This window comes from Sorangium sp. So ce128, from assembly GCF_051525245.1.
Taxonomy (GTDB): Bacteria; Myxococcota_A; Polyangia; order Polyangiales; family Polyangiaceae; genus Sorangium; species Sorangium cellulosum_B.
In genome coordinates this window covers 4,368,882-4,391,092 of sequence record NZ_CP150313.1, presented here as the reverse complement: position 1 = coordinate 4,391,092, position 22,211 = coordinate 4,368,882, and the positions used below count along the sequence as shown (strand labels likewise).

The window sequence follows — 22,211 nt, the reverse complement described above, 5'->3', positions numbered from 1 at the left end:
CGCGCGCTCGCGAGCGGGGCGCGCGCTCCGCGCACTGCATCAAGGGGTTCGTCATCGCCGCTCACCGCTTCCGCCGGGGCGTCGACATCGCGACCCCCTCCAGCGCCGCCTTCGCCGGGCTCTCCGGGAGCGGCTCGATGCTCCGCACCGCGTCCCCGCAGAGCCGGGACGCGAGCTCCAGGCAGTCGTCCACGACGCGCTTCTCGACCATGATCTGCGCGATGCGCCGGCCGAGCTCCGGCTCGACGGCCGTGTCCTCCGACGCGCAGTGCGCCTCGAGGGCGGGCGTGAGCTCGCGGTCGCGCTCCATGGCGAGGAGCAGCGGGTACGTCATCTTGCCCTCGCGCAGGTCCGTGAGCAGCGCCTTGCCGGTCGCCTCCGGGTCGCCGGCGAAGTCGAGGACGTCGTCGACGAGCTGGAACGCGACCCCGAGGCTCGTCCCGAAGCTCTCGAGCGCCTTGCAGAGCGGCTCGCTCACGCCGCCCGCGCGCGCCCCTGCGAACATCGCCCAGCGGAACAGCGACGCCGTCTTGCCGTCGACGATCTGGAAGTACTCGCTCGAGCTCGTGCGCACGCGGCCCCGCGACGCGAGCTGGAGCGCCTCGGCCACGACCATCTCCTTGATCACGAGGAGCACCCGCTCGAGCACGTCGATCATGCCGACCGCCTGGATCTTGGAGAGCGCGTCGAGCAGGAGGTAGTCGCCGCCGAAGATCGAGGCGGCGTTGCCGTAGATGACCCGCGCCGCGTCCGCGCCGCGCCGGCGGTCGCCGAGGTCGACGACGTCGTCGTGCAGCAGCGTCGCGTTGTGGACGAGCTCGACCGCGACCGCGAACGTCCGCGCGGCGTCGTTGAAGCCGCTCCCGATGTGGGAGGCCAGCGCGACGCAGATGGGCCGCAGCCGCTTGCCGTTCAGGCCGAGCAAGTGCCGAGCGCTCCGGTGCGCCGGCGTCTCGCCGTCCAGCCCGACCTTCGCGATCTCGCGCTCGATGTCGCCGAGGTCCCCGTCGAGCAGGCGCCTCAGCTCCGCGAGGCGCGCAGCGAGCGCGTCGAGCCCTCGCCCAGCGCACATGCCTCCGAGGCTCGAGACGACATCGCTCCGCTGGACCGTCCCAGTAAACGTTGTAGTCGCAGTCATCCCATCTCCACCTGGAAGCACGAGCGCACGCTGCGCCCCGCACCGCGCGGGGCCCCCGTGACGGTCGAGCTCTCCGAAATCACGGTCCCGCTAGGCGCCTCGCCGGGAACGCACGGCGCGGATGGGGAACCTGACCAGATCCCCGAACCGCGAGAAATCCACGGTCCTGCTCTTGATGAACCCGTCGAGCGCCGCCTGCGCGACGATCACGAACGAGAGGAGCCGCTCCACCCGATCGAGGCTGAACCGGGCGGCGTCGGTGGGAGGCAGGCCCTCGAGCAGCGCCGAAGCCCGCTCGAGGCGCTCCCTCACGGAGTCGGCGATCAGCCGCTCGCGCTCGGCGAACACTTTGGAAATCATCTTCCAGAAGTCCGTCTCGGCCTCGAAGAACTCCTTCCGCTCGCCCGGTTTCCATACTCTTCGTACTACACCCCACCTTTGCAATTCTGTCAGCGACATACTCATTGCGCCGGAAGAAACCTGCAGCCGCTCGCCGATCTCGGCGGCGGAGAGGGCTCCGCCTTCAATGAACAGGACGGTCCAGATCCGCCCGAGCACCCGGCGAAAGCCCCAGTGCTCGATGACGTCGCCGATCGCGTCCGCCGCGAGCAGCTCCGCCTGGCGATGGATGTCGCTTGCGTGGCTCATGAAAGTTTCAAAATTCTTTGAAAGAACTGTGTGGGCCTACTTGCGCCGGCGTCAAGACATTCCCGACCGTTCTCGCCACGCAGCGCGGACGAACCGATCGGTTCATGGGCTGGCGCGGGCGCGCGGCTCACTTCCTGGGCCGCGCGCGGCCTGGGGCGTCGAGCGCCGGGGTGCTCCTGTGCAGGGTTCGCGCGTCGCGACCGCGAGCCTTCGGGCCGGGGCCATTCGGGCCTCGCGGCGGTGCGTGGCCTGAACCGCGCGTGAACCGCTCTCGACGGCGCTAGCTCACGCCCGGATCCGGGCCATGAGATCCCGGTTTTGCCGGAGCAGCGCCTCGGGCATACGCGAGCCGAACGACTCCAGGAACGCCTCGCGATCGCGCGCCTCCTCCAGCCACGCGTCGCGATCGATGGCGAAGAGCTCGCGCATTGCCTCGTCGTTCACGCCGAGGCCGCTCGTGTCGAGCTCGCCGTCGGTGGGCATGATCCCGACCGCGGTGTCGTGTCCCTTCGCCTCCCCGCGCACGCGCGCGACGATCCAGCGCAGGACGCGGAGGTTCTCGCCGAAGCCTGGCCAGAGGAGCGCGCCCGCCTCGCTCTGCCGGAACCAGTTCACGTGGAAGATCTTCGGGAACGCCGCGCGGTTCTCGCCGAGCTCGATCCAGTGCCGGAAGTAATCGCCCATGTTGTATCCGCAGAAGGGGCGCATCGCCATCGGGTCGCGGCGGACGACCCCGACCTTCCCGGTGGCGGCCGCGGTCGTCTCCGAGGCCATCGTCGCGCCCAGATAGACGCCGTGGGCCCAGCCGCGCGCCTCGCAGACGAGCGGCGCGAGCCGCGCGCGCCGTCCGCCGAAGACGATGGCCGAGATGGGCACGCCCGCTGGGGCGTCGAACTCCGTCGAGATGGACGGGCACTGGCGGGCCGGCGCGGTGAACCGGCTGTTCGGATGCGCCGCGGGCTCCCCGCTGTCGGGCGTCCACCGGCGTCCCCTCCAGTCGGTCAGCACGGGCGGCACCGGACCGTCGAAGCCTTCCCACCACGGCGTCCCCTCCGGCGTGAGCGCCACGTTCGTGAAGATCGAGTTCCTGGCCAGCGTCGCCAGGGCGTTCGGGTTCGTCCTCGAGCTCGTCCCCGGCGCCACGCCGAAGAAGCCGGCCTCGGGGTTGATCGCCCAGAGCCGGCCATCCCGGCCGATCCGCAGCCAGGCGATGTCGTCGCCGACGGTCCACACCTTCCACCCCTTCTGGGACGCCGGCGGCACGAGCATGGCGAGGTTCGTCTTCCCGCAGGCGCTCGGGAACGCCGCGCAGACGTACGTCACCCGCCCTCCCGGGTCCTCCAGGCCGAGGATGAGCATGTGCTCCGCGAACCACCCTTCGTCGCGCGCCATCGTGCTCGCGATGCGCAGCGCGAAACACTTCTTCCCGAGCAGCGCGTTGCCCCCATACCCGGAGCCGACGCTCCAGATGAGCCGCTCCGCCGGGAAATGGCAGACGAAGCGGCGCTCGGGGCTCAGGTCCCCGAGCGAGTGCAGCCCCCTGCAGAAGTCATCCGAGCTGCCCAGCGCATCGAGCGCGACCCGGCCCATACGGGTCATGATCCGCATGCTCGCCACGACATAAGGGCTGTCGGTGATCTCGATTCCGACCTTCGCCGAGGGCGATCCCACTGGGCCCATCAAATACGGGACGACGAACATCGTCCGCCCCTTCATCGCCCCGTCAAACAGCCGTCCGACCCGCTGCGAGGCCTCGTCCGGCGACATCCAGTTGTTCGTCGGGCCTGCGTCTTCCTTGTCGCGAGTGCAGATGAACGTGAGGTGCTCAGTCCGGGCGACGTCGGTCGGGTCGCTCCGGTGAAGATAGCAGTTGGGGTATCTCTCCCCGTCGAGCGCGAGGAGCGTACCGTCGCTCAGCATCCCCTGGATCAGCGTTCGGTTCTCCGCCTCGGAGCCGTCGCAGAAGACGACCCGATCAGGCCGCGTCTGATGGGCGACCTCGTCCACCCACGCTGAAAGTTTCCGGTTTTGCATACGACTGCGAGCCTAGCCTGAGCGGGAACCTCCGCCAAGTCACAGTACTATTGTAATACTTCGTCAAATCTGGATGATCTGGCAGAGGGCGTGGCGTGGCGGCCGGCCGGCGTTCACGCGTCGGATGGGCTCAGTTCACGCGAGGCGAACGCAGGGACGTTCGGCTATGCTGGAGACGTGCAGCGTGTCGTCGACCTCCCTGATCGGGGCAGACTCATCGTCGCCACCGACTTCCAGGGCAATGTCGCGGATTTCGAGCGAATCGCCGAGATCTTCGAGCACGCGGCGACCGGCCGTGACGGCGCGGTCCTCGTGATCACGGGCGACCTGGTCCACGGGCCCGAGCTCGACGAAGGTGAATGGCCCGACTACCTGGGCTCGTTCTACCGGGGCGATTCCGTGACCTTGCTGAAAAAGGCGAGGAGTCTCGCGGAACGCCACCCCGGCAGGGTTCACTACCTGCTCGGAAACCACGAGCACGCGCACGTGGGAGGTCCGGTGGTGGCGAAATTCTTCCCGGACGAGGCGCTGCGGCTCGAAGATCTCCTCGGCCCGGAGGACACGCTGGCGATGCGAAGCTGGTTCCGCGGGTGGCCGTTCGTGGCGGCCGCGCGCGCGGCCCGGCTGGTCATGCTCCACGCGGCGCCGCACGCCCGCATCCAGAGCCGGCAAGATCTCGATCGGCTCCCGCTCGACGGGTTCCTCGACGTACCGCTCTCGGAGATGAGCCTGCACGGGACGCTCGGCGCGCTGCTCTGGGCGCGGAGCACATCGAGCGACCGCGCCTATGCCTTCCTCCGCGCGATCGACCCGGACGCTCGTGTGGCGATCTACGGGCACGACGTCGCGCGCGAGGGGTATGCCACCGAGCGCGAGCCGCTGCTCTGCCTGTCGACGAGCTTCGGTTGCTATGACGGCGACAAGCTCTACCTGGAGTGGGATCTCGCCGAGCCCGCGGAGAGCGCGGCCGACGTCGCCTGGCGTGGGCTCCGGTCGCTGTACCCCGACGCGCCGCGCGTCCACAGCGAACCCTGATCGTCCCGACGAGAACGTCGCCAGGGCGCTAGCGACCGAGCTCCTCGACGAGGGCCGCGACGCCCTGGTCGATCTCGGCGTCGGTGAGGTAAGGCGCGGGGCCGATGCGGAGCACGTCGCGCCGGGCGTCGACGAGCACGCGCCGGGCGCGGAGGCGCTCCACGACGTCGCCCGCTCGCGCCGAGCGCACGCCGACGAAGCCGCCCCGGCGCTCGAGCTCGCGGGGCGAGACGACGTCGCCGCCGCGGCCCGCGGCGTCGAGGAGGTCGAGGATGCGCCCGGTCTGCCGGAGCGATATCGCGCGCAGCCGCGGGACGGTGAGGCCGAAGCGATCCCAGTGCTCGATCACCGCGGCGGCGCGGTAGAGCGCGGAGGGGTCGAACGTGGAGCCCGCGAATCGCGCGCCCCCGGGCGCGTACGCGACGCCGCCGCTGCTGCCCGCGAGCGAGCCGAAGTCGGCGAACCAACCGGTGAAGACCGGGCGCAGCCCGCAGCCGTGCGGGACGCGCATCCAGCAGATCCCCTCGCCCATCGCCGCGTACTTGTAGCCCCCCGCGACCGAGAACACGTGAGGCGCGGCGCTGCCCCACGCGAGCGGGACGACGTTGAACGCGTGGTAGGCGTCCACGAGCGGGACGGCGCCGATCTCGGCCGCGCGCGCGACGATCTCGTCGAGCCGCGGCACCACCGTCGCGCTCTCGAAGAGCACGGCCGAGATCGCGAGCATCGAGGTGCCCGGCCGGAGCGCGGCGAGCAGCCGGTCGGCGAGCGCGTGGCGCGGCTCGACGCTCACCCAGTCGATCTCGACGCCCTCCTCGGCGAGGCGGGCGAGCTGGCGCCTGAGCGAGTGGAACTCGCCCTGCGTGGTGACGATCCGGAGCCGCTCGCGCCGAGGGAGCGACGTGATCAGCCGGTAGACGAGCTCGTGGGTGTTCTGGCCGAAGGCGATGGCGTCGCCGCGCTCGAAGCCCATCCGCTCCAGGATCGCCGCGCCGACCGCCGCGAGCTTGGGCAACACCGCGGCGTCCCACTTGCCGTCGACGAGCTGAGCGGCGTCGTCGAAGCATGCGCAGAGCGCGTCGCGCGCCACATCCGGCCAGGCCTGGTGGGAGTGCCCCGTGAGCAGGATGCGCGGCGCCGCGTCCCCCGCCGGCGCGAGGAACCGTGAGTACGCCGCGCGAAACGCGTCGAGGTCGAGAGAGAAGCTCTGTTCCACGTCTCCTTGCATTCCAGCTCTTCGGTCGCGGCGTCGCGCGGCGAACTCGCAGGGCGACGAGGCCCCGCACGCGCTGCCGCTTAACTCACTTCGATGCCCACTTCCACCCAGTCGGTCCGTGGGGTGCGGTGCGTTGCGCAGGATGCGTGGATTGCGTCCTCAACGCGCGTGGATCGGTCTGGGCCGCTCTGCCATCTACCCCACGCGCGCCGACGGCCCAGGCGGCCGGACGCGAGAGGACCCGCTTCTGCACGAAATCGAGCATCAACGGGGCTGGCTCCTCGCCCCGCCATGTCGTGCTCGCCGGGGCGAGGCGGCGGAGCGCGCGGCGGGGGCGCGCCTCCGGCCGGTCCGATCATCGTAGGGGGAGGTAGCTCTCTCGGAGCCATGTGGAGCGGCACGCGCTCCGGGTCGGGATGGGAGGTTCCATGACGGGCGAGGATTGCTGCGGCGCGGGAGGGGGGCCGGCGCGTCGGCGCGCTAGACTGCGCAACTTGCCGATGCGACCGCGCGCGGAATACCTCGAAGGGCTCGTCGACCTCACGTCCCACGACGACCCGAACGTCCGGCGCGCGCTCTTCCGGCAGACGATCGCCTCGCTGGCGCTGGTCGATGCGCTCGATGGATCGACCCCGCTCGACTCCCTCAGCCCGGATGGCCTGCTCCGGAGCGTCCAGACCGCCATGGCCGACGGGCTGCTCGACGATCTGAGCTGGCTCGCGCCGGCCGCGGCGAGCGTGGCGCTCTACGAGATCGCCGGGGCGCTCCCGCTCGGGCCGGAGCGGCGCGAGCTGGGCAGGCGCGTCCTGGGACAGCTCTATGCCGGCAACGCAGCGACGTTCGTCGCCCTCGCGACGCGCATGGCGGCCGGCTCGGCCCGCGGCCTGTCCGGGGCGGGGATCCGCGCCCGCGTGATGCTCGCGCTCTGGCTCCCCGCCGGCACCGACATCCCGGTCGAACCGCTCGCGCTCCTGCTCGCCTCGCGGCGCGAGCTGTCGCGCGACTGGATCGCCGCGCCGTCGACCGGCTCGCTCCCGGAGCGACGGCTCGCCGCGCGCCTGATCGAGCGCGCCGCCCGCGAGGCGACCCGCCGGGCCATGCAGGGCGACGACCTCCCGCTCCGGCTGTTCCGCAACGTCGGCGACGGGCGGCGGCGCGACCTCGACCGCAGCGCCGACGGGATCGCGCTCGCCTGGCAGACGCTCCTCGCCGATCGCGAGCCGCTCGTGTGGCGCCACGTCGCCGCGGCGCGCGGGATGCTCGCCGGGGTGCTGCCCGACTTCGCCGAGGAGGTGCGCGCGCTGCTCGCCCAGGATCTCTCCCCCACCGAGTGGCGGCGCGGCGCGGCGTCGCTGGCCGCGAGCATCGCCGTGGATCCGGACGGCGCGCTCGGACGCGCGATCGATCTCCTCCGGAGCCCGCTGCTCGCCGCGGACCCGGGGATCGCCACGGCGATGGCCTGGGGGCTCCCCGTCGCGGCCGACGCGGAGCCTGAGGCCGCCGACGCGCTGCTCGACGAGATCGCGCGCACGTCCCCGATGGCGACCGCCGAGGCGATCGTCGAGCTCCGGCGCGAGCTGCGCGGCGTGATGAGCCGCGGCGAGCCGTTCGGCGCCCGCGCCGCGGCGCGCTGCGCCCGCGCGCTTGAGGACGCGCTCGAGGCCCCGCCCAGCGCGCACGTCCGCGACGACGGGCTCGCGGCGCTGGCGCGCGTCATCCACCGCGACCTCTCGATGGACGGCGCCGGGGTGGCGCTGCTGCGCGGCGCGCTCGACAGCGCCGTCGCGGCGTTCGTCGAGACCGGCCCGCGCGACGCGCACGGCCGCGCGCTCGAGGCCTACGCCCTCGCGACCGAGGTGGTGGGCGCGCTCGAGGAGATCGAGCTCTGCGAGCACGACGACGCGCAGAGCACCGCGGCGCGCAGGGCCGCGGTGGGGCTCGTGCGCGAGCTGGACGCCGAGCTGCTCGGCTCCGGCCTGCTGAAGAGCCTCCTCCTCCTGAACCGGCGGCCGAGCGAGGACGCGACCGGGGTCGCGTCCCTGGACGATCTCGACGAGCGGCTCGCCCGCTGGCTGCTCCGCGCCGAGGGGCCCGCCGCCCGGGCGAACGCCTCGCCGCCCCTGCACGTCACCGTGCACCAGCGCAACCTGCGCGCGCTCATCCACCTGATCGACGGCGAGAGCACCGACTTCGGCAGCGAGCCAGAGCTCAAGGCGCGGGTGCTCGCCCGCTGGACGGGCGCCATCGGCGTGCTGCTCGACCGGCTGCGCGCCGAACGCGGCTCGTCGCTCCGCCGCGCCATCGCCGCCTCGGTCGCTCGCGGCCTCGACGCGCTCGTGCGCGAAGGCGCCGCCGACGCGGCCGACATCTTCTTGCACGCGGCGATGCGCGGCGGCGACCCCGACGACCTCGACGTGCTCGGTCAGGCGAGCATGCACCCGGACGTCGCCCAGCTGCTGCGCGCCTACGCGCGGTTCGCGCGCGGCGGGCGCGAGGGCGGCGCGCGCGCGCCGGAGGGCGACGCCGCGGCCTCGCGCCGGTCGACCCGGCAAGGCGGCCTCGACGCGGAGCTCGCCGAGGCCGAGCGCGCGCGCGTGGCGCTCGAGCGCATCGCCGCCATCGAGGCGCTCGTCACGGCGCTCCCTGCGGGCGCGTCGCAGCGCACGGAGATCGTGCGGGGCGCGCTCGCCCGCCTCGCGCGCGCGCTCGGAGCGATGAACGCGGCCCGCGCGCTCAGCGCGCTGACCGGCGCGGGTGACGGCGACGTGGACGCCTCGCCGCTCGCCGCCCTGGAGGAAGCCCTGACGCGCCTCGCTCAGCTGACCGCGGGCGCGCGCCGGCGCTGCGGGGAGCACCCGGCCTCCGCGCCCTCCGGCGCGACCGAGCCGCTGCGCCTCGCCATCGAGGTCGCGCTGCAGGAGGAAGGCGACGCGGAGCCGAGCGTCGCCGCGCCGATCGAGGCGCTCGTCTCGGCCGCGCGCGCGAGCATCCCGAGCGCGCTCGCCGATGTGGTCGCCCTCGTCGTCCCGCGCGTCCAGCTGCTCCCGGTCCGGCGGCAGAGCGCGCCAAGCGGGGTCGCCCTGCCCGAGCAGCCGCTGCCCGCGTGGCTGCCGAGCCGGCGCACGCTCGGCGGCTTCTACGTGCACCGCCAGCTCGGCGGCGGCTCGCTGGGGACGGTGTTCGTCGTCACCCGCACCGAGGAACGACACGATCCGTCGGCGGAGCGCTTCGCCCTCAAGGTGCCGGAGTACGATCACACGGCGGCCAGGAGCGTCTCGGAAGCCGACTTTCTCCGCCTGTTCCGGGAGGAGGCGGGCGCGCTGCTCTCGCTGCCCGATCACCCGAACCTCGCCGGCTTCGTCACGTTCGACGCGGGCGCCCGCCCCAAGCCGATCCTCGTGATGGAGCTCATCGAGGGCATCCGCTGCGACAAGCTGCTCGACGCTCGAGGCCTCACCTCGCGGAGCGCGGTGGCGCTGCTCGACGGCATCCTCGCCGGGCTGGAAGCCATGCACGCCGTCGGCGTCGGACACCTCGACATCAAGCCGACGAACGTGATCCTGCGAGGGGGACGCGAACCCGTGCTCGTCGATTTCGGCCTCGCCGGCCGCCACATCCGCCCCGGCTGCGCCACCGGATGCTACGGCGCCCCGGAAATCTGGGGCGTCGTCCCCGCCGGGGTCACGCCCACCCCGCTCACGGCCGACGTCTACAGCTTCGGCTGCCTCGCCTACGAGATCCTCACCGGCAAGACGCTGTTCGACGCGCCCACCGAGGTCGCGCTCATCACGGCGCACGTCACGCACGACGGGCTCCCTGCGCCGATCAAGCGCATCGCCGACGATCCGAGGACCGCAGACATCGCGGCGTTCATGTATGCCTGTTTACGACACAACCCGAACGATCGCGCGAACGCCTCCTCCCTGAGGGAAATGCTGCTGCGGATCACCGGCCAGCTCGCTGACCTGAGATGGCCGCTCGACGACGAGCGGGCTGCCAGGCCCAGCACCGGTGGACCTCGGAAAGTCCATACAGGAAGTTCCTGATGCGTTTTTCCTCTGAATCCTGTCGGCTCAAAGAAGGATTTAAGCAGTAGGTTGTTTCTCGGCGGCGCGTTCGGGGGGGCCGCGTATCAGGCCGCCATGGCCCCCGGGTCAGCGCTGCTCGATCCCCATCGACGTCCCGGCGCACCCCGGCGGCCAACCTTTCTCGATCGCGGCTGGGCGCTGGAGTCGCGCCCCGCGATGCTCTAAGGGCGGCGTCGTTGATCTCTGCGCTGAAACCGCCTCGCGACGAAGCCGAGCTCCGGTGCCGGGCGGCCGCGCTCGCCGGCCTGACGCTCGCCGATCTCGCACGCGCGCTCGGTTGCGCCGTGCCCCGAGGCGGCGTGCGCACGAAGGGCGCCGCCGGCGCGCTCGTCGAGCGCGCGCTCGGCGCGACGGCCGGCTCGACATCGAGGCCCGATTTTCCCCACCTCGGGATCGAGCTCAAGACGATCCCCGTCGAGGTCACCGGGGCGCCGCAGGAGTCGACGTTCGTCTGCTCGATCTCGCTGTCGGACGCAGATCGTGCGGAGTGGGAGACGTCGCGCGCTCGCGCGAAGCTCGCCTGTGTGCTCTGGGTCCCGATCATCGCCGCTCCGGGCCGGCCGAGCGAGGAGCGACGGCTGGGCGCCCCGCGGCTCTGGCAGCCGACGGACGCGCAGGAGCGCGTCCTGCGCGCCGATTTCGAGGACCTGATGGGGCTCATCGGCATCGGCGCCGTCGAGGCGCTCACCGCGCACGCGGGGCGCTGGCTCCAGGTGCGGCCGAAGGCCGCGAGCGGGCGCTCGCGGACGCTCGCGTTCGGACGCGACGGGGAGATGATCGCCGCGCTGCCGCGCGGCTTCTACCTGCGCCCCAGCTTCACCGGCGCGATCCTCAGCGATCCGGCCGCGATCCCGGCGTGACCGGAGAGCCCCGCCGCACACGGGCGGCCCCGGCGCGCGTCACTTGCAGGGGACGACCTTCTTGGAGCCGTCCGGCATCGTGGCGGTGCATGTCTCCAGCGAGAGATCATCGTTCACGGTCGGGGTGACGGTGCGCGGCGGCGCCGGCGCATCCACGGCAGCTCCCCCAGCTTCCGTCGGGCGCGTGCGCCCTCGCCCGCCCGCGCCGGCGCGCGGCGGCTTGCCAGCGCTGGCGCTCGGCGACGCCGTCCTCGCTGCGGACGGCCCGCTCCCCGCATCCGCCGCTGTCTCGGTGGAGCTGACGCCCGCATCCGATGCGCCTGCGTCCACCTCGCTCGCGCTCGCCGCGCTCGCGCCCGCGTCAGCGATCGCTGCGGTGGCCGCAGGGACAGCCACCGTCGGGATCGCGGCGGCCGTGTCTGGCGCCTGAGGCGCCGTCGCCGTCGGCGCGCCGGGAGCCGCGGTGTCGCCTGACGAAGGCGCGTCCGCCGGAGCGATCGCCTCGCTCCCTCCCACGGCGAAGCGGCTGCGCTGGAACTGGAGCGCGCCCCACGCGCCCACGAGGACGGCGACGGCCCCGACCCCCACGTAGAGCAGCGTGCGCCCGCGGCGCGGGGCCTCTTCCTCCACCGGAGGCGTAGAGCTGCCCGTGCGCGCGCCCCTGTCGCTCACCGACGGCCCGCCGCTGCTCGTGCGCGAGGCGCGCGAGGTCCGCGTCATGGCCGCCCGCGAGGCCGGCGGAGGCAGGTCGAGCTCCACGGCGTGCTGGCGAAGGATCCCGCCGATGGTCGTGCGCGTGCCCGGAGCGGCGTACGGCGCGAGCGCCTGAACGAACTCCGCGATCGACTGGAAGCGATCCTCCGGCTCGCGCGCGATCGACTTCTCGATCACCTCGACGAGGCCCTCCGGCACCTCGGGGCGGAGGTCCTGGAGCGCCTCGGGCGGCGACGTGTAGATCTTCGCGCACAGCTCGGGGAAGCTGTCGGCCACGTACGGCGGCCTGCCGCCGATGATCTCGAAGAGGCACACGCCGAGCGCGTAAATGTCGGTGCGAGGATCGACGCTCTTCGAGGAGCGCATCTGCTCGGGGGACATGTAGAGCGCGGACCCGAGGATCGTGGTCGTCTGCGTGAGCGAGACGTTGCCCGTGTCGCCGGTGAGGATCTTCGAGACGCCGAAGTCGAGCACCTTGATGAGCGGGGCGCCGTCCGGGCGCTTCGTCAGGAACAGGTTCGCCGGCTTCAGATCGCGGTGGACGATCCCGAGCGCGTGCGCCTCCGCGAGCGCCTCGCACGCCTGGACGATGTGATCGATGCACTCGCCGATCGCGAGCGTGCCCGCCTCGGCGGCGTGGCCCGCGAGGTCCACGCCGTCGAGCAGCTCCATCACCATGTACGGCTCGCCGCTGTCGAGCGCGGCTACGTCGAGCACGCGCACGACGTGGTGCGTCTGCAGCTTGGCGACCGTACGCGCCTCGCGCATGAACCGCTCCGACGCCTCGGTGTACGACATGAACTCCGGGAGCAGGAACTTGATGGCGACACGCGTATCGAGATCGAGGTGCAGCGCCTCGACCACGAGGCCCATGCCCCCACGGCCGATCGTGCGCTCGACGCGGTACTTGCGCGCAATGACGGTGCCAGGCGCAATCGTGTAGACGTTGTCAGCCTTCGGTTCCCCCGGGCCGAGCGGAAACGCAGCCGTCTCCGGGCCGACCGAGACTTCTCCTTCGGTCGAGTCCGGCTCACCAGAGGAGGACGCCATCGAGCTAAGGTATACACGTCGCGCTTCTCCGAAGCGATTCCCCTCACGCCGCAGGAATGCAAAGAGCTGCGAAAAACCGCCTCCCAGGTGGGACGCCGGCGCGGAACAGGCGGAATCAAGCGCAGCCCAGGGCCAGCCTGCGCGCCTCACGCACCGCCGCATCCGGACGACGCGCCCCTCCGGTCCGATTGTGAGCGCCGATGACCGCCAGGCCGTTCCTTCAGGTTCGGCTCAGCGGTCGGCCCGCGCTCATGGCCTCTCGATGCCGGTTGACAGCGAGCTCAACGGGTGCGCGCCGGCGGAGTCCGGGATCGGCGCATGTTCGCCGTCGAGGAGGTCCGGTGCGGTCCCTCGGTGCCGTGCGCCGGGGTTTGCCGCGTCGCCTTGAGGTTGCCGAGATCGGCCTCGATCTCGACGCCGAGCGCGCGGCAGCGACGGATGAGCCGCTCCAGATCGACCCCCGCCTCGATCAGCAAGCCCGAGGGGGGCGACGGATCGACGAACATCTCGGCCGCCGGCCTCCGCGTGCGGAGCAGCTCGCGGATCTCGGGATCCTCGATCCAGAGGAAGCCCGACGCGCCGACGAAGCTCGCCTTGCCGATGACGACGCTCGCCTGGATGAGCATGCGCGAGATGGTGTCCGGCAGCGGCGCGACCGCCTCGATGCGAGAGCGCAGGGCGTCGCTGTCGAGGCCCACCGACAGCGCACGCGCGATCGACGGCGGCGTGAGCAGGAGATCGACCTGATCGCCGACGCGGCCGATCTCCGCGAACGACGAGAGCCCGAGCACGGCAGCGACCTTGGCGCTCAGGCCGACGCGCAGCGCGTGCGCCTCGACGAACTTGCTCTTGCTGTTGTCCGAGCTCGGCGCGGAGCCCGCGAGGAGCGCCCGCCCGCGCGGCGTCAGCCGGACCGCCAGCTCCGCGCTGGCCACGTCCTCGGCCCCGCCGAGATCGATGATCCCGAGCGCCGGCAGCGACTCCAGCGCGATCCGCCGCGTGATGTCGGGGACCTCCGGCGCCTCGACCGAGGCGCGCTCGGCCCAGCGGCGGACCAGCCGCTCGACCCCGGCGATGCGCTCGTCCGCCGCCAGGTAGCCCTGCAGCGACTGCCAGGGGACCCAGCGGCCCTCGCCGAGGTCGTGCAGCGCATCGAGCACCATCTCGCGGAGCGCCCCGATGGGGCTCGCGTCGCGGTTGTCCGACGCGACCCGGAGCACCTCCCGCTCGGCGCGCGCTTCATCCCACGCGCCGCCGCGGCGCCACGTCGTGAACAGGAGCGGCGTCAGCTCCTGCACCTGGAGCGAGCCGGGCGGCGTCGCCGGCGACGCGGCGGATGCGTCCCAGAGCCCGACGGCGCGCGACAGCGCTGCGACGAGCGCGACGCCCTCGACGTCCCGCCCGAAGCGCTGCGCGAGCCGGACGAGCAGCGAGCGCGGCGTCCCGACGCCGGGGCGCACGTCGCTGCCGGGCTCGCGCACGCAGTACGCGAGCGCCAGCGCGAGCATCCCGGGATCCGAGGCGAAGCGAGCGCGCCGCGGGGCGTGATCCTCCTCCAGGACGAACGACCGGATCTGCTCGCGCCGCTTCTCGCGCATCCGGCGGCGATCCGCGCCGACGATGGCGGCCACCTCGGTCGGCACGACGTGCCGGTTCGGATGGATCGGGATGAGGAAGGCGCGGCGCTCGAGCGCGAAGCCCGCGCCGCGGCGGCTCGCCGTCACCCCGCTCGCGCTGCGCAGGCGCATCGGCTCCCGCTCCAGATCGAGAAGCTCCTGCGTGTCCACCTCGCCGCCGACGGCCTCGATGGACTCGAGCAGGCGGCGCTCGACGGGCGCGAGGCGATCGATCTCCTCGCGGAGCCGCTCCGGATCGCTCAGCGTCTCCCACGCGTTCTCGAGGGACAGCGCGATGGGCGGCGTGGCCGGGCGGCCGAGGTAGTGCGTCGCGATCGCGCTCATCGTCTCGAAGGGCGCCTGCGCGAGCAGCGCCCGGATCGCCCGAGGGTCCTCGCTCTCCCAGCTCTTCAGCTGGACCAGGAACGCCGCCGGGAGCACGAGCTCGATGCCCTCGTCGGTCTTGCGCGCGTAGACGACGCCACGGGCGATGAGCGGCTCGAGGCCGGCCGGGAGCGAGGGGACGACGAGCACACCGCCCGCCTCGGCGATGCGATGGAGCAGCTCGCGGCTGGCGGTCGGGAGCCGCGACGGGTCGCGCACGTCGGGGAGGCCGACCAGCGCCCGCGCCGCCTGGGAAGGCGCGTCGATGCGCTTCGCAGCGTCGATACGGATCCCCATGCGTGTGATGAGGCCCTTGAGCTCCGACTCTGGGAGCGCGCGAAGGATGGCGTCGAGCCGCCTCGGCGACTCGTCGAGCTCAGCATCATCACTGCTCGCCATGCCTCCCGATTCGCGTGTCACCCGACCTTGCTCCTCATCTGCGGGATGCTCCCGCCCCGACTGTCGTCCGTTGGTCGTGGTCATGCGCTCGACTTGATCTCCCGGATATCCGATGACCCGCGTTAACCAACGGAATAGTCAGCCTCCTACCGTACACCAGGATGCTCGTCCAGCTTCAAGAAATCGAGCACTTTCCTCCCCCGAACACAATTTTCTCCGATCACAATTTCGCTCGCTGGCATCGCGGCGCCTCCTTTTCGTCTGTTCGCGTCTGTTCGCGTCTGTTCTTCGTCTGCCCTTCGTCTGCCCTTCGTCTGTTCGCGTCTGTTCTTCGTCTGTTCACCCCGATGTGGTTCACGTCGTCGTCGCGCGTTCTTCGCGTCGTCCTCGCACGTTCCTCCCACGTTCCTCGCATGGTCACGCGCTGTTCGCCCGATTCGCCTCAGGCATCTCAGCCGCGCATCTCGCGCGCTCGTCTCGTGTACCGCGACCGCACGAAGCCGCACGCAACCGCACGCAATCACACGCGCTCGTACGCAATCGCATGCGGCCGCGGGACAGCGTTCGCGGTGCCGTGGTGCGCCACGCGCGCCTTCGCCTCACGCGACGCTCGACACGATTGGCCCCTCGCTCGACGTTGGCGACGTCCGTGACGTCGGCCGCACGACGTCCGCCGCGCGATTCCGCCTCGGCGTGGCTGGCCCCGTCGCGCGGATTCCGTCGCACGCCACGCTCATGGCGCCTCGATGGCGCGCGCCTGCCGTCCTCGTCAGGCGGAGCCGACCGGTTCGCTGGATCGCTCACCAGGAAGGCTCGGCGACGAGCCGCGCTTGCCTTCCCGCGGGCCCACGTGGGAACGTCGCATACCTCCTTGATTTCCCGCCCCTGTTCGAGGCGCACCATGCTGTGCTCCACACCGCACGCCCGAAGCAATGAGCCCTCCCCCCTGCGCGCACGCCCGCAGATCGACGCCATCAGGCGACTCCTGAGTGACTCGGCGCCGTTTGCGCCCATGGCGTCGAGTGGAGACCCATCTTGATTCTGCGCGACCCAGTCCACGGCTTGATCGAGTTCGAGAGCGGCGAAGCGGCCATCGTTCCGCGCTTGCTCGGCGCTCGCGAGGTGCAGCGGCTGCGGCGCATCCGTCAGCTCGGGCTGACGTCGCTCGCCTTCCCGGGCGCCGAGCACACCCGCTTCTCGCACGCGCTCGGGGCCGCCCACGTGATGCGCCTCCTGATCGCGAGGCTCCGTCAAATCGATCGCGACCTTCCGTTCTGGCAGAGAGTGACCAGCGACCGCGCGCGCGACGCGATCGCCGCAGCGTTCCTGCACGATCTCGGCCACGGCCCGCTGTCGCATCTCTTCGAGGAGGCCATGCCGGGTGCGCTCCACCACGAGCGCTGGACCGAGCGCATCCTGCTCGACCCGTCCTCGGACGTGCACCAGGTGCTCGTGCGCCAGGATCCTTACCTCCCGCAGCGGGTCGCCGACCTCATCGGCGGACGGCACGAGCTGCCGTACCTCGCCAAGGCGGTGAGCGGCACCTTTGACGTCGATCGCTGCGACTACCTGCTCCGCGACGCGCACGCGACGGGCGTCAGGTACGGCGAGTACGACCTGCCATGGCTGCTCCGCAGCCTCAGGTTCAGCGACGTCCAGGTGGAGATGCCCGGCGGCGGCGCCGCGTCTGCCCCGCCAGCGCCCGCGCTCGCCATCGACGGGACGAAGGGGATGAGCGCGATAGAGTCGTTCCTGCTCGCCCGCTTCTTCATGTTTCAGCAGGTCTATTTCCACAAGACGACGCGCAGCGCGGAGTGGATGATCGGCGCCATCCTCCGGCGCGTCGTCACCCGCCTCGCCGCCGGGGACCGGATCCCCGAGGTCCCCGCGGCCGTCGCCGCGATGGCCGTCGGCGAGATGCCCACCCTGGAGCAGTACCTCGAGCTCGACGATCAGGTCCTGCTCGGGGCCATCCATGCGTGGGAAGCGGCGCCCGATCCCGTGCTGTCCGATCTTGCCCGCCGCCTGCGCGTGCGCTCGCTCTTCAAGTCGGTCGAGCTGTTCCCGGAGCCCGGCGAGTCGCCGGCCGAGCGCGACGCCCGGCGCGCGGCAGCGCTTGAGACCGTGCGCGAGATCGCGCAGAGCGCCGGGCTCGACCCGGAGGTGTACGTCGGCGTCGACGTGGCCGAGGACACGCCCTACGCCGACGACGGGTCGCTCATGGTCGTCTACTCCAAAGGGCGTCCGCGGCGCCCCGCCGAGGTGTCCTTCTTGCTGGATCGGCTGCGCAACGAGACGATGACACGCACCCGGCTCCTCTTCGCGCCCGAGCTGCGGGATACGGTGCGGGAGGCGCTGATACGGTGATGACCACCAGGAACAAGGCAGCCCGTGGATCGTCCGAGCCCACGCGCCGCGCCATCACCAGAGCGCTCGCCAGCGTCGCAGCGCTCGCGGTGCTCGCGGTGGCGTCCGCGGCACATGCGGAAGGCGACGGCGCGTACGGCCGGCTGGACGGAGACCTCGATCTGCGCGCGGGCGCGGGCGCCTCGTTCGCGGACGGCGGTCCGGCGCTCTGCGCGCGCGGCGCCGCGGTGTACCTCTCGACCGCCGGCGTGTACGCGCACTACACCGACGCGCTCGGCGCAGAGGGAGCGCCCGTCGCGCGCTCGATCGCGACCGGCGTCTTCATCCAGCCGCTCTTCCTCGCCCGCTATGCGAGCGATCTCGAGCGCAGCGCGCCCTGGCTCGACCTCTTCATCGATTCCGTGGCGCTCGGCGTGGGCTCGTTCTGGGAAGCGCCGCCCGGAGCCGGGCTCGCCGCGGAGCCTGGGCTGGAGCTCTCGCTGTCGCTCGACGTGCCGCTCCTGGGAGACGCCACGGGCCCGTTCCTCGGCCTGCGGGGTGCGCTCCGCTTTCGCGGGCCGGAGCTCTCGGGCGACGATGGCCCGCGCGATGCGCAGCGGGCGCTCCTCTCGGTCACGCTCGGCTGGCATCACGTCCTCCGCGCGCACCTCGTCGACGCAGGCGACCGCGCCCCCGCCCGGGGGGCGGCGCAGCGCGGCGTGGTCGGCGCGAGGACCCGTTGAGCGCCGCGCTCGGCGAGCTGCGCGCGGCGCTGGTGGCCGCGTTCCGCGCCGGGCTGACAGAGCTCGACCCAGCTGGGCTCGTCGAGCGCGCGCTCGACGCCGAGGCCGAAGCGCACCGCGGCCGCGTGTTCGTCATCGCGGCGGGGAAGGCGGCGCCCGGGATGGCCCAGGGGGCGCTCCGCCGCTGGGGTGACAGGATCGCCGGAGGGCTCGTCATCACCGTCGCGGCCCCGGCGCTCGCCGCGCGCGATGAGACGACATCGCTGGCCGACCCCGAGGAGACCGCGCTGCGCCCGCTGCGCGTGATGCGCGCGGCGCACCCCATCCCCGACGCGCACAGCGTGGACGCGGCCGAAGCGGCCCTCGCCATCGCGGCCGCGCTCGGGCCCGAGGATCTGTTGATCGCCCTCCTCTCCGGCGGCGCCTCGGCGCTGCTCGCCGCGCCGCCTCCGGGTGTGTCCCTCGCGGACAAGCAGGCCGTCGTCGCCGAGCTCCTGGAAGCAGGCGCGCCGATCCAGGACGTCAACCTCGTTCGCCGTCACCTGTCGCGGATCAAGGGTGGGCGGCTCGCGGCGGCGGCGGCCCCGGCGCGCGTGCTGACGCTGCTCATGAGCGACGTCGTGGGTGGACTCCCGCACGACGTCGGCTCGGGCCCCACCGTCCCGGACCCGACGCGCGTGGAGGAGGCGCTCGCCGCGCTCGATCGCTGGGCCCCTCGGTTCGCGCGGCTCACGCCCGCGTTCAGCGAGTCGCTGAAGCCAGCGGACGCGCGGCGCCTGGAAGCGCGCGTGCTCGCCGATCCGGACAAGCTCGCGGAGCGCGTGGCGGCGGCCCTCGCCGGCAGGGCAGGGCTCCGCGCCACCGCCGCCCCCGCCGAGGACGGCGACGCACGCGCGATCGTGGAGCGTCGCCTCGCGCTCGCGCGCACCCTCGCTCCCGGTGAAGCGGCCGTGATCCCGTGCGAACCGACGCTGGCGCTGTCGGCCCACCGCGGCGCCGGCGGCCGCGCAGGATGGATCGCGCTCGCCGCCCTGCGCGGCTTGCCACCGGACGTCGCGCTCCTCTGCGCGGCCTCCGACGGCGTCGACGGCAGCTCCGGCGCGGCGGGAGCGGCCGTTGCCCGCGCGGCAGCCGCCGCGATGGACGACCGCACGATCGACGCCGCGCTCGCGCGCTTCGACGACGCCGTCGTTCACCGCGCGCTCGGCACGCGTGTCGAGACGGGCCCGACAGGTCACAACCTCACGGACTTGCACATCGTCGCGCGAGACTTCCTCCGCGGCGCGCGCGTACGCTGACGCGGCAGCGCGCGCTGCGGCGCGGCAGCGCGCGTGAGCTCACGCGGCGACGCGGGCTACGAGGCGAGCTCACGCGCGCAGGCGCGATGAGCGGCACGCACGCCGCGGGGGCGGCGCGCCGTCACTGCGGCTCGGTGACCGCGGCCGTGGTGTCGCCCATCGCTTCGCGCACCGCGAGCGCGAGCGCGCAGCTGTTCGCCTGCCGCTGCCGTGCGTCGAGCACGCTCCCCTCGATCGAGGGCGTCCCGCCGATGAGATTGCCGCTCGCTTCGCGGCGCACCCGCAGGATGGGCTTGCCGTCCGACAGCCGCCACACCCCGACCCGCGCCATGTGCGGCACCCCGAGCAACGCCTCGGTGCTCGCCGCTCCCTCAGCCGGCTCGTCGAGGACGAGGAGGTAATACTGCGCCCGCGTGAGGAGCTCCGCCGCGAGCGGAACATCGTCGCGCATGGTGTCCTCGAAGCTGGACTCCAGCAGCCGCAAGCGGAGCTCGCTCGAGGCATCCTGTGCGTCACGCACCCACTCGTCCGAGAGGACGTGCATCGTCCGGTAGGCGACGCGCAGGTTGAAGGGCTGCGCGGGCCTGGAGCAGCGCTCCGCCTCGTTGCAGTACTCGCCCGCGGGGCAGTCCCGCGTGCGCTTGCACTCCGCGCCGGCCAGCGGGTTCGGGTTCGGCACACGCAAGAGACACGCAGTGAACGCGTCGCGGAGCGACTGCTGCGCGTTCTTCCGGACGGCGTCGGCGCCCGTGGCCTCGTCTACCCGGAGGCGCAGGTAAATACCCGCAAGCTCACGGAAATTCCACGTCTTGAGCGCCTCCCGATCCACGAGATCGGCGCCGGCGCTCCGCGCAAGATCGAGGGTCCAGCCCTCCACGCGCTCGCGCATGGGGAACCAGCGCGGGCCGAGCTCGACGGCGACCGCACGCTGGCGCGCCATCAGCTTCTGGCGCGCGCTCTCCATCTGCCCCTGCGACCACTTCCAGTGGAGGATCGCCGAGACCGCCAGGACGAGAGCCGTGTAACCCCAGAACTTCGCCGGGGGCCAGCGCATCTTGGAGCGCGCCTCGCGCGCCTTGTAGACCGACGGCAGGCCGCGCTCGCGGGGCGGCTGTTCAGAGGACATAGCAGAGGCTCCACGCAGGAGGCCCCAGCCCGATCACCCGAGCAAGGCAGCCTCCTCCACGCGAGCCGCGTAGAGGCGAAGGCCGCGCCGAGCGCGCCGCTGGAGCCACCACGTTCCATGGTGACCGAGGCCGCCGGGAGTCGCCCGGCGTGCCCCATCCTTCTGTGCTCGATAGGTCAAGAAGCGGGGATCACTGCGACTTCGGGAGCTTGCTGACCATGAAGCTGACGTTCGGGTAACCGGCGAACGCCGCGGTCTGGAACACGCTCTTCACGACCAGCGCGGGCACGTTCTGATCGACCTGGAGGATGCACACGCCGGGGAACGGCTTGTTCGGCTGCACCTGCTTCCACAGCTCGCGCTTGTTCTTGAGCAGGTTGAAGAGCTCGTCGATCTTCTGAAGCCGCCCGAGCTCCTCGATCGCGCGGGTCGACCCGGCCAGGGCGCCGTCGACGAGGATCTGGTTGCCGTTCACGGCGACCATCGGCGCGTCGATGACGTCCTCGACGTTCTCCGCCTTCGGGAGCTTGACGTTCTTGTCGACGGCGATCTCGCCTGACGCCGAGAAGGACATCAGGAGGAAGATCACGGTCACGACGAGGAAGTCGATGAAGCTCACGAGGTTGAGCCCCGCGTTCGGGCTGCGAGCGCCGTGTCCGGACACCTTGTTCCACACGAACCGGAGCGGCACGCCCTTCATCAGCCGGCGGCCCGGCTGGTGGATCACGTGGGCGTGGGGGTTCTTGTGGTGCTTCGGATTGAACCTATCCATGTGCGCGCTCCTGCCTCAGCGGACCGAGAACGTCATGTTGAACACGGGGACCTGCTTGTTCCCATCGGGCAGCCGCATCTCGCGCTTGGGCGCGTAGAGCGCGTCGAGCACCGCGACGATCTCCTTGAAGGGCGTCCGGTTGTCGGTGTGGAGGATGGCCTGGTCGAGCTTCTTGTCGCTCGGATCCCGGTGGCCGCCGTGGGTCTTCCACTCCTCCTCGATCCGCTTCGCCAGCTCGGGGTAGCGGACGATCTTCGAGCTCGCGTCGCCGATCTCGACGGGCGACTTGTTCACCTTGACCTCGTTGACCACCGTCGCGCCCTGCTTCCACACGAGCCCGAACTCGCTCTCGCCGATGTGGAGGTTCAGCACCTTCTCCGGCGTCTGCGGGGTGAGCTCCTTGTTCGGGTCCGGAGGGCCAGGGACCTGGGCGTCCGCGTTCATGCGCGAGTTGGTGACCCAGACCGCCGTGATCAACAGGAATGCAATCGTGACCATCAGCAGGTCGATGAACGGGATCATGTTGATATCGCTGTTCGTCGACCGCTTCTTGCCGCCACCGTCGCCGACGTCTACGCCGCCCATATTGCCTTCCCAACGTGAGCCTGAGCTCACCTATCCAAGTTGTTCCGGGGAACGCCCTGCCCGCAGCTCGCGGTGGGCCACCATGCTGGGTCTGACTTCGTCGCTCTTCCGAAGTTCCCGGGGCCCCGGCGGCGGAAGCCGCCGTCCGGGGCTTCGAGG

The 22,211-nt window shown here is 72.0% G+C and carries 15 protein-coding genes; 6 read left to right on the top strand and 9 right to left on the bottom strand.

The features are described from left to right. Positions 1–61: 61 nt before the first annotated feature. From WME82_RS16800 to WME82_RS16790, 3 genes are all read right to left on the bottom strand, one after another. Positions 62–1,138, bottom strand: coding sequence for a polyprenyl synthetase family protein (locus WME82_RS16800; RefSeq protein ID WP_437746476.1), 1,077 nt, complete (start codon positions 1,136–1,138; stop codon positions 62–64). Positions 1,139–1,228: 90 nt separating this feature from the next. Next, positions 1,229–1,786, bottom strand: coding sequence for a GbsR/MarR family transcriptional regulator (locus WME82_RS16795; protein ID WP_012235639.1), 558 nt, complete (start codon positions 1,784–1,786; stop codon positions 1,229–1,231). Between the two features lie 285 nt (positions 1,787–2,071). Then, positions 2,072–3,820 carry a phosphoenolpyruvate carboxykinase (GTP) gene (locus WME82_RS16790; protein WP_438043644.1) on the bottom strand — a complete coding sequence of 583 codons (1,749 nt, stop codon included), beginning with the start codon at positions 3,818–3,820 and terminating at the stop codon, positions 2,072–2,074. A 177-nt stretch (positions 3,821–3,997) separates the two neighbouring features. Here WME82_RS16790 and WME82_RS16785 point away from each other — a divergent pair, with 177 nt between their 5' ends. Next, the gene (locus tag WME82_RS16785) at positions 3,998–4,855 is read left to right on the top strand and encodes a metallophosphoesterase (RefSeq protein ID WP_437916342.1); all 858 of its coding nucleotides are present in this window, start codon (positions 3,998–4,000) and stop codon (positions 4,853–4,855) included. Positions 4,856–4,883: 28 nt separating this feature from the next. Here WME82_RS16785 and WME82_RS16780 read toward each other — a convergent pair whose 3' ends face one another. Next, entirely contained in the window at positions 4,884–6,071 is a 1,188-nt protein-coding gene (locus tag WME82_RS16780; protein WP_438043643.1) for an aminotransferase class V-fold PLP-dependent enzyme, read from the bottom strand. Between the two features lie 500 nt (positions 6,072–6,571). Here WME82_RS16780 and WME82_RS16775 point away from each other — a divergent pair, with 500 nt between their 5' ends. Both WME82_RS16775 and mutH read left to right on the top strand, forming a co-directional pair. Then, positions 6,572–10,117, top strand: coding sequence for a protein kinase domain-containing protein (locus WME82_RS16775; protein ID WP_438044899.1), 3,546 nt, complete (start codon positions 6,572–6,574; stop codon positions 10,115–10,117). Between the two features lie 218 nt (positions 10,118–10,335). Further along, on the top strand, positions 10,336–11,019 hold the full coding sequence (mutH, locus tag WME82_RS16770; protein WP_437746471.1) for a DNA mismatch repair endonuclease MutH: 684 nt from the start codon (positions 10,336–10,338) through the stop codon (positions 11,017–11,019). A gap of 39 nt (positions 11,020–11,058) precedes the next feature. Here the strand turns inward: mutH and WME82_RS16765 are convergent, their stop codons facing one another. Next, complete coding sequence (locus tag WME82_RS16765) at positions 11,059–12,783, bottom strand: protein kinase domain-containing protein (protein ID WP_438043642.1); 1,725 nt, start codon at positions 12,781–12,783, stop codon at positions 11,059–11,061. Positions 12,784–13,064: 281 nt separating this feature from the next. Continuing rightward, positions 13,065–15,182: a hypothetical protein gene (locus WME82_RS16760; RefSeq protein ID WP_438043641.1), complete on the bottom strand. Its 2,118-nt coding sequence runs from the start codon at positions 15,180–15,182 to the stop codon at positions 13,065–13,067. A 1,035-nt stretch (positions 15,183–16,217) separates the two neighbouring features. Between WME82_RS16760 and WME82_RS16755 the strand changes: the two genes are divergently transcribed. From WME82_RS16755 to WME82_RS16745, 3 genes are read left to right on the top strand one after another with little or no spacing between them, the layout of a single operon-like run. Beyond that, positions 16,218–17,549 carry an HD domain-containing protein gene (locus WME82_RS16755; RefSeq protein WP_437746468.1) on the top strand — a complete coding sequence of 444 codons (1,332 nt, stop codon included), beginning with the start codon at positions 16,218–16,220 and terminating at the stop codon, positions 17,547–17,549. Next, a complete protein-coding gene (locus WME82_RS16750; RefSeq protein WP_438043640.1) occupies positions 17,549–18,271 on the top strand; it encodes a hypothetical protein in 723 nt (240 codons plus the stop codon). Before WME82_RS16755 ends, WME82_RS16750 begins: the two co-directional genes overlap by 1 nt. Then, entirely contained in the window at positions 18,268–19,569 is a 1,302-nt protein-coding gene (locus tag WME82_RS16745) for a DUF4147 domain-containing protein (RefSeq protein ID WP_438043639.1), read from the top strand. The genes WME82_RS16750 and WME82_RS16745 overlap by 4 nt, the downstream gene beginning before the upstream one ends. Before the next feature lie 121 nt (positions 19,570–19,690). Here the strand turns inward: WME82_RS16745 and WME82_RS16740 are convergent, their stop codons facing one another. The 3 genes from WME82_RS16740 to WME82_RS16730 all read right to left on the bottom strand — a co-directional run bounded on the left by WME82_RS16740 (position 19,691) and on the right by WME82_RS16730 (position 22,052). Further along, positions 19,691–20,695 (bottom strand): hypothetical protein, encoded by a 1,005-nt coding sequence (locus WME82_RS16740; RefSeq protein WP_437746465.1) that lies wholly within the window; start codon positions 20,693–20,695, stop codon positions 19,691–19,693. A gap of 190 nt (positions 20,696–20,885) precedes the next feature. After that, positions 20,886–21,467 carry an ExbD/TolR family protein gene (locus tag WME82_RS16735; RefSeq protein WP_020735583.1) on the bottom strand — a complete coding sequence of 194 codons (582 nt, stop codon included), beginning with the start codon at positions 21,465–21,467 and terminating at the stop codon, positions 20,886–20,888. A gap of 15 nt (positions 21,468–21,482) precedes the next feature. Beyond that, positions 21,483–22,052, bottom strand: a complete 570-nt coding sequence (locus tag WME82_RS16730; protein WP_437300011.1) for an ExbD/TolR family protein — start codon at positions 22,050–22,052, stop codon at positions 21,483–21,485. Positions 22,053–22,211: the final 159 nt, after the last annotated feature.